Annotated in this window: 10 protein-coding genes; 5 read left to right on the forward strand and 5 right to left on the reverse strand. The window is 54.3% G+C overall.

Translation table 11 applies throughout. From position 1 onward, the window contains the following. Positions 1–2: 2 nt before the first annotated feature. The 3 genes from FEM41_RS18480 to hrpA all read right to left on the reverse strand — a co-directional run bounded on the left by FEM41_RS18480 (position 3) and on the right by hrpA (position 4,598). Positions 3–314: a CcdB family protein gene (locus FEM41_RS18480; RefSeq protein ID WP_138097652.1), complete on the reverse strand. Its 312-nt coding sequence runs from the start codon at positions 312–314 to the stop codon at positions 3–5. Then, positions 314–550: a type II toxin-antitoxin system CcdA family antitoxin gene (locus FEM41_RS18485; protein WP_138097653.1), complete on the reverse strand. Its 237-nt coding sequence runs from the start codon at positions 548–550 to the stop codon at positions 314–316. The genes FEM41_RS18480 and FEM41_RS18485 overlap by 1 nt, the downstream gene beginning before the upstream one ends. A 148-nt stretch (positions 551–698) precedes the next feature. After that, complete coding sequence (gene hrpA / locus FEM41_RS18490) at positions 699–4,598, reverse strand: ATP-dependent RNA helicase HrpA (RefSeq protein ID WP_138097654.1); 3,900 nt, start codon at positions 4,596–4,598, stop codon at positions 699–701. Between the two features lie 192 nt (positions 4,599–4,790). Here hrpA and azoR point away from each other — a divergent pair, with 192 nt between their 5' ends. Continuing rightward, positions 4,791–5,396 carry an FMN-dependent NADH-azoreductase gene (gene azoR / locus FEM41_RS18495; protein ID WP_138097655.1) on the forward strand — a complete coding sequence of 202 codons (606 nt, stop codon included), beginning with the start codon at positions 4,791–4,793 and terminating at the stop codon, positions 5,394–5,396. Positions 5,397–5,474: 78 nt separating this feature from the next. Here azoR and FEM41_RS18500 read toward each other — a convergent pair whose 3' ends face one another. Next, positions 5,475–6,134, reverse strand: a complete 660-nt coding sequence (locus FEM41_RS18500) for a LuxR C-terminal-related transcriptional regulator (RefSeq protein ID WP_168198825.1) — start codon at positions 6,132–6,134, stop codon at positions 5,475–5,477. A 1,105-nt stretch (positions 6,135–7,239) separates the two neighbouring features. Here FEM41_RS18500 and FEM41_RS18505 point away from each other — a divergent pair. From FEM41_RS18505 to FEM41_RS18520, 4 genes are all read left to right on the forward strand, one after another. Then, positions 7,240–7,797: a fimbrial protein gene (locus FEM41_RS18505; RefSeq protein WP_241666519.1), complete on the forward strand. Its 558-nt coding sequence runs from the start codon at positions 7,240–7,242 to the stop codon at positions 7,795–7,797. A gap of 71 nt (positions 7,798–7,868) precedes the next feature. After that, on the forward strand, positions 7,869–8,570 hold the full coding sequence (locus tag FEM41_RS18510) for a fimbrial biogenesis chaperone (protein WP_138097657.1): 702 nt from the start codon (positions 7,869–7,871) through the stop codon (positions 8,568–8,570). A 41-nt stretch (positions 8,571–8,611) separates the two neighbouring features. Beyond that, the gene (locus FEM41_RS18515; protein ID WP_138097658.1) at positions 8,612–11,161 is read left to right on the forward strand and encodes a fimbria/pilus outer membrane usher protein; all 2,550 of its coding nucleotides are present in this window, start codon (positions 8,612–8,614) and stop codon (positions 11,159–11,161) included. Between the two features lie 38 nt (positions 11,162–11,199). After that, positions 11,200–12,480, forward strand: a complete 1,281-nt coding sequence (locus tag FEM41_RS18520; protein ID WP_138097659.1) for a fimbrial protein — start codon at positions 11,200–11,202, stop codon at positions 12,478–12,480. A gap of 45 nt (positions 12,481–12,525) precedes the next feature. Here the strand turns inward: FEM41_RS18520 and paaY are convergent, their stop codons facing one another. Then, on the reverse strand, positions 12,526–13,128 hold the full coding sequence (gene paaY, locus FEM41_RS18525) for a phenylacetic acid degradation protein PaaY (RefSeq protein ID WP_138097660.1): 603 nt from the start codon (positions 13,126–13,128) through the stop codon (positions 12,526–12,528). Between the last annotated feature and the right edge of the window lies 1 nt (position 13,129).

Below are 13,129 nucleotides of genomic sequence, written 5' to 3' on the forward strand. Positions count from 1 at the left end.
GATTAAATTCCGGTAACCAGCAGATCCAGAGCCGCAATAATCTCAGTGCGCAAGGATTGCGCGCTACCTACCGGAGTTCGTGCCAGCCTTTGCCTGTCCACGCTGGTCATCAGATCCATTAGCACCAGACACTCTTTACCCTCAATGCTCAGGCAAAGATGGATGCCCTTAACGGGAACCAGCCCGCCGCGATGGGCCAATGGAACAACCAGACGGGTGCTCAGGGCATCAAAAAGATCATGCTGAAGCACCATAAAATAGGGGTAATGCTCCCGTCCCCGACCGTGGTTACAATAGACATCAAACTGCGTCATCACAGAATGCCTTCATCATCTGAAAACAGGCCTGCCTTCTGGATAAAGCGATTATGCGATTCAAAAGCCGCCTGATTTTCTTCCAGATAGCGTACCCTACGCGCCTCTTTTAACTTTTCCTGTAAAGAGTGTTCCAACAGGGCCGACAGGTTAATCCCGCAGGCGCGTGCTTCCTGCAACAGATCGGCGCGAATGGTGACATTGGTTCTTTTCTTATCCGTGACGCGATATGCCATAACACGCCTCCTGAGTGTGTATAGATGATGTGTATAAATATTGTGCTCCGGGAAACTCAACATTGCAAAAACAACCACTGAACCCTGCGTAACGCCACGCAAAAAAACGGGGCGCCCTCACTGGCGCCCCGTTTCAACCGTTGACCACTCAAACGCTAATCTGCTCCATGGCCTGCTGCACCCGCTTATCGGAAACCGGATAAGGAGTGCCGAGCTGCTGGGCGAAGTAGCTGACCCGTAGCTCTTCAAGCATCCAGCGGATCGCCTGTACCTCTTCATCTTCCCGACGGGCCGCGGGTAATTTGTTCAGCCACTGGCGCCAGGCCTGCTGCACCTGTTCCACCTTCAACATCTGTGCGCGATCGCGATGCGGATCCACCGCCATCTTCTCCAGCCGCTTCTCGATTGCCTGTAAATAGCGCAGGGTATCCCCCAGCCGCTGCCAGCCGTTGCCGGTGACGAAGCCGCGATAGATTAGCCCGCTCATCTGGGCCTTAATATCCGACAGCCCCAGCGCCATGGTCATATCCACCCGCCCTTTCAGGCGTTTATTAATGGCAAAGACCTCGCTCAGGATGCGCTCCACCTGCTGCGCGATATCGACCACCGCATCGTTAAGTTCGGCGCGTACTTTGTCGTGCAGGCGATTAAAACCGGCTTCGTCGTAGACCGGGCCGCCGGCCTGCTCAATCAGGCGGTCCACCCCACAGGCGATGCAGTCGTCAATCAGATCCAGCACCTTGCCGTAGGGGTTAAAGTAGAGCCCGAGCTTCGCTTTGTTGGGCAGCTTTTCGTGCAGATATTTGATGGGCGATGGAATATTCAACAGCAGCAGACGTCGCAGGCCGCGCCACATGGCATGCCGCTGTTCCTGAGGGTTGTCGAACAGCTTAATGCCGACGCTCTCTTTTTCATCCACCAGCGCAGGCCAGGCTTTCACCTTGTAGCCGCCGCGCTTCTGCTCGTAGCTTTCCGGCAGCGTGCCGAAGCTCCAGAGGTGCAGCCCGCTCTGTTCGATACCGTCATCCGCCACCGCGGAAAGGGTCTCCTGTACTTTTCCTTTCAGCGCCCCTTTCAGGGCCTCGAGACCCTTGCCTTCGCGCAGGGGCTTATTGCGTTCATCCACCACCCGGAAGGTAATTTTCAGGTGATCGGGCACCATATCCCACTGCCAGGCATCGCGCTCAACGGTCACGCCGGTCATACGGCGCAGCTCACGCTCCAGGCTTTCCAGCAGCGGCATTTCCAGCGGCGTGACGCGCCCCAGGAAGGCTTCGGCGTAGTTCGGCGCCGGAACAAAATTGCGCCGCACCGGTTTCGGCAGCGACTTAATCAGGGCGATAATCAGATCGCGGCGCATCCCCGGCACCAGCCATTCGAAACCGCTCTCCTCCACCTGATTCAGCACCGGCAGCGGAATATGGACCGTGACGCCGTCGGCATCGGCCCCGGGTTCAAACTGGTAGCTCAGGCGCAGCTTCAGATTGCCCTGATGCCAGAAGTTGGGATAGTCGAGCGAGCTGACCTTATCCGCGCCTTCCTTAATCAGCATGCTCTTTTCAAAGTTGAGCAGCTCCGGGTTTTCCCGGCTGGCCTTCTTCCACCAGCTATCGAAATGACGGCCCGAGATAGCCTCATGACCGATGCGCTGGTCGTAGAATTCGAACAGCGTATCGTCATCCACCAGAATATCGCGCCGCCGGGAGCGATGCTCCAGCTCCTCGACTTCGGCCCGCAGCTTCTGATTTTCCCGGAAGAAGGCGTGGCGGGTCTGCCAGTCGCCTTCCACCAGCGCATGGCGGATAAACAGTTCACGACACAATACGGGATCGATCTGGCTGTAGTTCACCTTACGCGCCGCCACAATGGGCAGGCCGAACAGGGTTACCTTTTCGCTGGCCATGACCGCGCCCTGACCGCGTTCCCAGTGAGGTTCGCTATATGAACGCTTAATCAGATCCCCGGCCAGCGGCTCGATCCATTCGGGATCGATGCGCGCGGCAATACGCCCCCACAGGCGGCTGGTTTCCACCAGTTCCGCCACCATGGTCCATTTGGGCGGCTTCTTAAACAGCCCGGAGCCCGGGAAGATCGCAAACCGGGCGTTACGGGCGCCGGTGAACTCCTGTTTATCGGTATCTTTCATGCCGATATGGGAAAGCAGGCCGGTCAGCAGCGCGCAGTGCACCGAGCGATAGTCGCCGGGCTCGCTATTGACCGGAATCCCCAGCTCTTTTACCACCTGGCGTAGCTGGGTGTAGATATCCTGCCATTCGCGCACCCGCAACCAGTTCAGATAGTCGCTGCGGCACAGGCGGCGGAACTGGTTGCCGGACAGCGCTTTCTGCTGCTCCAGCAGGTAGTTCCACAGATTAACCCAGGCCAGGAAGTCGGACTCTTTATCCTGGAAACGGCGATGTTTTTCATCGGCGGCCTGCTGTTTTTCCTGAGGCCGCTCGCGCGGATCCTGAATCGAGAGCGCGGCGCTGATAATCATCACTTCACGCACGCAACCAAACTGGCTCGCCGCCAGCACCATTCGCGCCAGGCGGGGGTCCACCGGCAGACGCGCCAGCTGGCGCCCGGTGTCGGTCAGACGATAGCCGTCATGCCGGGGATCGCTGGCAATCGCCCCCAGCTCTTCCAGCAGCCGAACCCCGTCCTGGATATTGCGTTTGTCCGGCGCTTCCACAAATGGAAAAGCGCCGATATCCCCCAGCCCCAGCGCCGTCATCTGCAAAATGACCGAGGCCAGGTTAGTGCGCAAAATTTCCGGATCGGTAAATTCCGGGCGCGACAGGAAATCGTCTTGCGAATAGAGCCGGATGCAGATCCCTTCCGATACGCGGCCGCAGCGCCCTTTACGCTGGTTGGCCGAAGCCTGGGAGACCGGCTCGATCGGCAGGCGCTGCACTTTGGTGCGATAGCTGTAGCGGCTGATGCGGGCAGTACCCGGATCGATTACATACTTAATCCCCGGCACCGTGAGCGAGGTTTCCGCCACGTTGGTGGCCAGCACGATGCGCCGCCCGCTGTGAGACTGGAACACCCTATTCTGTTCGCTATTCGAGAGTCGGGCATAGAGCGGCAGAATTTCGGTATGGCGCAGATTAAGCCGGGTCAGGCCGTCGGCGGTATCGCGAATTTCCCGCTCGCCGCTCATAAAGATCAGGATATCTCCGGGCCCTTCCCGGCCCAGTTCCTCCACGGCATCGTATATCGCCTGAAGCTGATCGCGTTCAGTATCCTGGGCCTCTTCCACAATGGGGCGGTAGCGCACCTCCACCGGATAAGTACGGCCGGAGACTTCAACAATCGGCGCCTGGTTAAAGTGGCGTGAAAAGCGCTGCGGATCGATAGTCGCCGAGGTAATAATCACTTTCAGATCGGGGCGACGCGGCAGCAGCTCTTTCAGGTAGCCCAGCAGAAAGTCGATGTTCAGACTGCGTTCATGGGCTTCGTCAATAATAATGGTGTCGTACTGCATCAGCAGCCGGTCCTGCTGGATCTCCGCCAGCAGAATACCGTCGGTCATCAGCTTCACCATAGTGTTGTCGCCAACGTGGTCGGTGAAGCGCACCTTATAGCCTACGCAGCCGCCCGGTTCGGTCTGGAGCTCTTCGGCAATACGGTTAGCCACGGTTCGGGCCGCCAGACGGCGGGGCTGAGTGTGGCCAATCAGGCCTTTAATCCCCCGCCCCAGCTCCATACAGATTTTTGGCAACTGGGTGGTTTTACCGGAGCCGGTCTCCCCCGCCACTATAGTGACCTGATGGTCGCGCACCGCTTCCAGGATCGCCTGCTTTTTCTGGCTGACCGGCAGATTTTCTGGGTAGACGATGGCCGGGCACGCGGCTTTGCGCAGCAGGATTTTACCGGCTGCGGTTTCTATCTCCTGGGCCAGTTTTTCAAAAACGGCCTGGCGAGACTCAGTATTTTTAACCTTTTTCGCCCCGTGAAGACGGCGGGCGAAGCGGGCTTTATCGCTTAGCATCAGATCGTCGAGGCGAGCCTGAAGGCTGGCGAATGAGGCTGTGTTTTGTTCCATGATTCAGATACAACGCAGGAAAGCTGAATAGATAATTAGCCGTAGTTTACCATAGCGGGCTGCCGTGCGACTTGTTCAAAAAAATTGAATTCAGGGTTCGATATATTACGCTATCACTGTAGCCCAATCATGAATAGCATGGACTCATGCAACGGAAAACGTTCCGATAACCGCAAAGTAAGGAATCAGTGAATGAGTAAAGTATTAGTTCTGAAGTCCAGCATCCTGGCAGGCTATTCGCAGTCCAACCAGATTTCCGACTACTTTATTGAACAGTGGCGTGAAAAACACAGCGCAGACCAGATTACCGTGCGCGACCTGGCCGCCGACCCGATTCCGGTACTGGACGGTGAACTGGTTGGCGCCATGCGTCCGGGCGATGCGCCGCTGACACCCCGTCAGCAGGAAGCGCTGGCCCTTTCCGACGCGCTGATTGCCGAACTGCAGGCACACGATATCGTGGTCTTTAACGCGCCGATGTATAACTTCACTATTCCGACTCAGTTGAAGAACTACTTCGATCTGATAGCCCGCGCCGGCGTCACTTTCCGCTACACCGAAAACGGTCCGGAAGGTCTGGTCACCGGTAAACGCGCGGTAGTCATCTCCAGCCGCGGCGGCGTTCATAAAGATGGCCCGACCGATCTGCTAACGCCGTACGTTAAACTGTTCCTGGGCTTTATTGGTATCACCGACGTGAACTTCATCTTCGCGGAAGGCGTCGCCATGGGGCCGGAAATCGCCACCCAGGCGCAGAACGACGCCAAAGCTGCAGTGGACTCGGTGGTTAACGCCTGACAGGCGTCAGAACAGAACGCGACCCCGCCATAAATGGGCGGGGTTTTTTATGGCTCCGGGAAGCAAAAGAGGCAATAGTTACGCCACCGGCGATTTCAGTTCCGCCGCATTCAACTCTCCGCAACGAAACAGCCCCTGTAGATTACGTACCCCCGCCTTCTGATAAATTCGCGAACGATGGGCATAAATCGTTTTCGGGCTCAGATTGAGCTCTTTCGCAATGCTTTCAACCCGTCGGCCCTTCAAAATCAGGCGAATAATTTGATGTTCGCGGTGCGTAAAGCGGGACAGCAGTTGCCCGCTATTCATCTTCTGCGGTACCGATTGTTGTAGAATAAAATCCAGCAGGATTTGCTTAATTGCTCCCACCGGGGCTCCTTTGGTCAGGCAGTAATCCACTTCGGAGACCGCCAGCTCTTTATGGAGCACCAGCATCACAGAACGGAAGACCTTCATCCCCTGTAACAGTTCAAGAATATGAGAATTGCCGATCAGCCGGACATCGTAGTCAGCAATAAGCAGGCGATCCTCGCTCTTCATTGCATCCTGAAAATCCATCTGAAATACACTTTCACAATGTACGACATTATAGATCGTCCCTTTTTTGCTCAGAATTTCTGGCAGCATCGAATGAATCAAATACTTCACAGCCAAATAAAAATAATTATCAGCCGTAATAATAGTAATTGTGGATTCCTGACATGCACGATCTACGTCACTGCTCAATTGTTTCCCCATGTGATTCTCCATAACAAACCATGGATTTCGTCATTCCATTACAACAATCAATCTAGAATAATTAATCAACCATGTATATATGACGCAAATACTCTTTTGCGCGGAAAAATCCTGGCACAGATAAATTAAAATTTCTTAATATTTACCTTTGAATGCAATCCTGAGACAGATTTTCAACCTTTACCTGAAATCAGAAAACCTTACCCCCCTCATTCTATTTTCGTTTAATAACATAAAGATAATTATAAAAACTGCAATCATTACATTCACATAGCCGTTACAATCACATAGCGCAACCCTTAAGTAGTAATTATTAATATTTCAACCAATTTCGAATCTCGTCAAGAAAATTCTTATTCATCATGATTCCGGACAGCTCTGTTCCTCATTTTTCTGGTGATAAAAAAGAGAAAAACCGCATATCCATCATGTCTGCGTCACTGTTCATAGCACTATTTGCAAAAAAAACGCCCTCAAAAAACAAAAAATCAACAAATTTAAAACCTTTTGTTATCATTGAAAACCGACACGGCTTGACAGTCATTCCTTCATTTATCACCTAAACGTACTGTTCCAGGAATAGCCAGCCATAGGATTTTTCCTCATCACTAGTAGTTAGCTATTAAGAAAGTACTTATTTAGAGATAAAAAGTAAGGCCGATTCCCAAACGGCAAATGTGCTTTAATGGCTCCTGCAAAAAAACCCAGGATTATTTTCCCAAATGACCGCCCAATAGTTATGATGAACATCACAATTCACCTGCAATCATTCTGAAATCACAACCATTTAGCACCATCAGGAAGTTGAGATTATATTCTCAGAATTATTTTCCCTGCCGAATAACAATAAAGAAATTCATCTTATTTTTAAGGAAAACGCCAGCCAGCGCTTTACAGCAAACCAGGACAATCTTAATATCCAATTGTCGATAACAATCCGCCTCAGCCTTCAGAAAAGAAAGCTGTGTATTGCCACATATATTTGTGGCCGTAAATTTATCGTCTTCATCAACTAAGCAGAGCATCAATAAGCATAAAGATAGTGCTGTTATGCGAATGCAGGTTTATTCCGCAAGGGTATTTCAATATACATGGAGTTTGTACAATGAACATCAAGAAAACATTACTGGCTGCTGCTTTAGCTTCTGGCGTATTCGGCACTCAGGCTCTGGCAGCCGACGGCACTATCTATTTCGAAGGCAAGCTGACCGCCACCACCTGCGACATCACCGTAGACGGTCAGGCGTCACCGGCCACCGTGGTTCTGCCGGAAGTCAGCACCTCACTGCTGCAGACCCTGGGCGAAACGACCGCAGACACCGGCTTCAGCATTGAGCTGGCTAACTGCACCGGCGTCACCAGCACCTCTACCGCCGCAGCGTTCTTCGAAAACGGCTCTACCGTCGATACCACCACCTATAACCTGCTGAACACTGACGAAGGCGTGACCGATGGCGCGACCAACGTTCAGCTGCAGCTGCTGGATCAGCAGACCGAGCAGCCGCTGCAGGTGGGTAACACCAGCCAGACCACCAACACCACCCGTATCGATATGAGCAGCGGCTCTGCCAGCCTGCCATATACCGTACGTTACTACGCCATGGGCGCCACCACCCCGGGTACGGTAAAAAGCCAGGTTAACTTCAGCATCGATTACGAATAATCGTACCTGAAATTCCTCCTGTTAAGGATACAGGCGAGCGCAATGCTCGCCTGCAAAAAAGGACTTAAGCGATGAAAATGAAATTACTGCCCACCACTCTCGCCCTGCTTTCCACGCTTGTGGCCTTTTCCGCACACAGTGCCATTATTATTGCCGGTACCCGCGTCGTTTATCCGGAAAAGGATAAAGAAGTTTCGATCAAGATGACCAATAACGGCAAGGCGCCGGTATTAATTCAGTCGTGGATCGACTCCGGCGATCGTAACTCCCGACCGGACAACGCCCAGGCACCCTTTACTCTGACGCCGCCCATTAACCGCGTCGATCCCGGCAAGGGCCAGTCGCTGCGTATCCGCTATACCGGCGAGCCGCTGCCCAAAGATAAAGAGTCGATCTTCTATCTTAACGTGCTGGAAATTCCCGCGAAGGTGAAGAACGCCGAAGGCAAGAGCATGCTGCAAATGGCATTCCGTTCACGTCTGAAGTTGTTCTTCCGCCCGGATGGATTACCTATAAGCGCCAGCGACGCGCAACAGCAGGTGAAGTGGTCCCGCCAGGGCACTACGGTCACCGCCACCAACCCCAGCCCCTATTTTATTAACGTCGCTTATTTCTCTGACGACCGCGAGGGGAAAAAGAGCATTGGCAGCGGCGGCATGATAGCCCCTGGCGCTACCAAAACCTTTACCTTAAGCCGCAGCGAAGGGAATTACTATCCATTTATTATCAACGACTTTGGCGCAATGCGCGTTATTGATAGCGAAAAAAAGTAGTGCCGGAAAACAGATGATAAAGCGCAGTACAGGAAGATATTATGGAACGGAACCTTAACCTTAAGATCAACGGCACGCTGAAGCTTTGCCCGTTAGCGATTGCCATTGCTACGGCATATTTTCCTGTCGCCCAGGCCGCTGATGCCTCTTTTGTCGAATTTAATACCAACTTTATGAGCCCCGACAGCAAAAACCGGATCGATATTGCCCGCTATGAGAAAGGCGTACCGGTTCCTGGAAAATATAACGTCGAGGTGCTGATTAATGGCGTCGCTATGGGGCGCTACGACCTGCAGGTGTCGGACGGCTCTGGCGCCCTGCCGGACGGCGCAATCTGCCTGACTAAAAAGACCTTTATTAATCTGGAAATTAATATCGAGAAACTCTCGAAAGCGTCGCTGGAATTACTGAATGGCGCCGACGATGACCAGTGTCTGCCCGTGGACCAGATTCTGCCGGAGGCGTCATTCGATCTGGATACCGGCGAACAGATGCTCTCCCTGGCGGTGGCCGATATCTATCTGATTAAGCGCCCGCGCGGCTACGTTAACCCGGCGCTGTGGGATCAGGGCATTACCGCCGGTATTCTGAACTACAACGCCAACTTTTATCGTAGCGTGACCCGTAATAACGAAAGCGACGCGCTCTATGCCGGTATTAACAGCGGCTTTAATATTATGGGCTGGTATTTTCGCCATAACGGCAGTCTGAGCTGGCAGGAAGATGCCGGCCGCCGCTATCAGTCGCTGGATACCTACGTGCAGCGCGATATTGTGCCATTAAGCAGTCGTTTAACCCTGGGAGACGCCCATACCACCGGCGAACAGTTCGATACCCTCGCCTTTCGCGGTATTCAGTTAGCCAACGCCGAGCAGATGCTGCCTGACTCCCAGCGCGGCTATGCGCCTTTAATTACCGGTATCGCCAGAACCAACGCCCGGGTAAAGGTGATGCAGCAGAACCGTCTGCTGTATGAAACTACGGTGGCGCCGGGCGCTTTTGAAATTAACGATCTCTACCCCACCGGTTACGGCGGCGAACTGGAAGTGATTATCGAAGAGGCCGACGGTTCAGTGCAGCGTCAGAGCATCCCCTTTGCCTCGACCAGTAACCTGCTGCGACCGGGCATTACTCACTACAGCGCCACCGTCGGCCATCTGCGTAAGGGCTGGGTTGAAGATGAGCCCCTGCTCGCCGAATTCACCTGGCGTCGCGGGCTTTCCAACCGCTTTACGGCCTATACCGGCATTCAGGGCAACGAAGACTATAAGGTGGCCCAACTGGGGCTGGCAGTAGGCACCCCCGTGGGCGCCTTTTCGTTCGACGTCACCCACGCCAGAAGTACGCTGCCGAAACAGTATGAAAGCTTTGGCCGCTCGATGTCCGGCGAAAGCTATCAGCTTAAATACAGCCATATGATTCAGCAGACCGGCAGCAATATCAGCGTGGCGGCTTATCGCTTCTCTACCGAAGGCTATATGGATTTTATGACCGCCATGCAGCTACGCGAAGCGATGGATAATAACGATCGCCAGATAGAACTGTACCGGCCCAAAAGCCGCCTGGGACTAACCGCCAACCAGCGGCTGCCGGAAGGCTGGGGAAACTTTTACGCCAGTCTGTATCAGCAGGACTACTGGAATCAGCGCGGTAGCGATCGCCAGTACCAGTTCGGCTATAACAACCATATTGGCCGTATCAACTACAGTCTGAGCGCCAGTCGCAACCGCAACGGCGAAGGCGAATACGAAACCCGCTATATGCTGAGTATGAGTATCCCCTTCTCCAGCGACAGCCTGTTTAGCCAGATGTCGGTCAACCTGAACCGGGATAACGACGGGCGACTGCGCGAACAGGTGGGTCTGAGCGGCACCGCGCTGGAAAACAGTGCGCTGAGCTATAGCGTCAGCGCCGCTAACGCCAATAAGGGCGGCTCCAGTAGCGGCGCCTTTAACAGTTCGCTGCGCACCCCCTGGACCACGGTACAGGCCTCCGCCGGGGCGGGCAAACACTACCATAACTACTCGCTGGGCATGAACGGAACCGCCGTGCTGCACAGCGGCGGCGTTACGCTGTCACCCTACAGCGGCGATACCATGGCGCTGGTGGAAGCGAAAGGCGCCAAAGGCGCCGCCGTCAGCAACTATCCCGGCGTCAGGATCGATCGCTTCGGCTATGCGGTAGTGCCCTATCTTAACGCCTGGCAGATGAATGAAATCAGCATCGATCCCAAAGGGTTACCCGACGATGTGGAGCTGAATCTGACCAGTCAGAAAGTGGCGCCCTACAGCGGCGCCGTGGTTAAGCTCAGCTATGGCACCACTATGGGTACGCCGGTCCTGATCGTGCTGGATAACGACAGTCACGTACCGTTCGGCGCGGATGTATTTGACGGCGAACAGAACGCCGTGGGCGTAGTAGGCCAGGGAAGGCGCATCTTCGCCCGCCTGGCCCAGCAGAGCGGTCAGTTGAAGGTACGCTGGGGCGAAGCGCCGAACCAGCAGTGTCTGCTGAATTACCAGTTACCGAACCGCGCTAAAGCGAACAATAGCGGCATGTTAACCCTCAATGGCCGCTGCGTGGCGCGTTGATAGCGCCACCGGATTGACCCGATTTAAGGAAAAAGACCATGCGGATACCACACGGATTTTTACGCCAGGCCAGCGCCACTGGCGCGCTTATCGCAGGCGCTTTACTCTACAGTACTTCGGCCAGCGCGCTGGTGACCTGTACCGTGCCGAGAGTCAATGGCGTCGATGTTGGCACGCCACCGGATTATGTGGAACTCAATGTTCCCATTCTTTCCAGCAGCGTGACCGTCAGCGCGCTGCGCGATCTGCCTTTTGGCAGCGAGCTATTTTCACAGCGGATAACCAATATCGGCGCCATGTCCACCACCTACAGTAACTGCACATCAAATTCGGGCACCAAAGAGAGCTTCAGCGTGGTGACTAAAATTGAATTTGAAAATGGCGCACCGGCTGCCGTTGGGCAACTTAACGGCTATGACATTTATGAAACCGGCACGCCTGGTATCGGATACAGTCTGGTCTGGCGGGACAACACCATTGCCCGCTCTCTCCCCCAGGAAAAAAGCGTTACATCGGACAGCGAGCTGCCCTATGCAAATAGCCTGAACATAGGGTTAGGCTACTTCTATCTGGCGCTGGTGAAAACCGGGGATATTCCAGCCGGAACCTGGAATCTACCCATTGATATTCCTGCCATTATCACTTATGCCCAACCGGGTGAAAATATGGCGGCAGACTTTAATGTTAAAGGCCAGCGCATCCGTATCAGCGGCTCTCTTAATGTGGTTGCCGGTAGCTGCCAGACGCCGGATGTCTATGTGCAATTAGGCGAATACGAGATAACCGAAGAGATACAACAGGCGACCTGGAGCTCCCCCTGGAAGGAGTTCAATATTCAGCTTATCAATTGCCCGGTAATGGCTGGTCGCTACGAAGATTTTTTGAGCTTTACCGGCGCCACTAATAGCTGGGCTGGTGAAGGCAGCAGTAATACTTTTGTGGGCGACCCCTGGTATCCCACCGTTATTGCCTATCGTCTGGATCCGGTTAATGAAAAAGGTTACACCTACGGCGGTGATACATGCGTAAAAACCGATGCGGTCGCCAATGGCGCTGAAGGCGTTTGCATTGAGATACATGATATCTCTCTTCAAAATGCAGGCATGGGCTTAAGCAACGCGCTGGCTGAAAGTAATTACGACTGGCGCGGTAAAGCCTTTTTGAATCAGTTTTACCTGGGCAGCAACGCTACCAGCTATACCATTCCATTACGGGCCCGTTATTCGCGCATTCGTCAGACCTCGGCCAGCGGTACTGTCGTCCCGCTAAAAGCGGGCCCCGCCAACGCCGCCGTCGAGTTCACCATATTCTATGAATAACCGGCCTGGCCAATCCGCGCAGCCCCGGTGCTGCGCGGACTTCATTCAGTCTTTCCGCTCCGATTTCGCCGCCAGCCCCTTATCAAACACCAGCGCTTTGCGATCCGGCTCCACCTCACGCAACGGCTCTACCTGATGCAGCGTCTGCTGGCAGCGCAGCACCAGCGCCTGGTATTCCGCCGTGCCGCGCCGCTTCCAGTCGATCTCTTCCGGGCGCAGCGCACGCACCACTCTGGCCGGGCTGCCCAGAATCAGACTGGCTTCGGGAAACTCCGCCTTCGCCTTCACAAAGGCGGCGGCGCCGATAATACTGTTGGCGCCTATCTGCGCGCCATCCATCACCACCGCGTTCATTCCCACCAGCACGTTTTTACCAATATGGCAGCCGTGCAGAATGGCGCCGTGGCCGACGTGGCCCTCCTCGTCTACCAGGGTTTCCTGTTGGGGAAAGCCGTGCATCACGCAGTTATCCTGAATATTGGCGCCGTCTTTCACCACAATGCGTCCGAAATCGCCGCGCAGCGAAGCATTGGGGCCGACCCACACGCCGTGGCCCAGAATGACATCGCCAATCAATACCGCCGTAGGGTGAACATAGCTGTCGCCGGGCACTACAGGCGTCAGCCCGTCTATCTGATATATCGGCATT

Source organism: Jejubacter calystegiae (assembly GCF_005671395.1).
Taxonomy (GTDB): Bacteria; Pseudomonadota; Gammaproteobacteria; order Enterobacterales; family Enterobacteriaceae; genus Jejubacter; species Jejubacter calystegiae.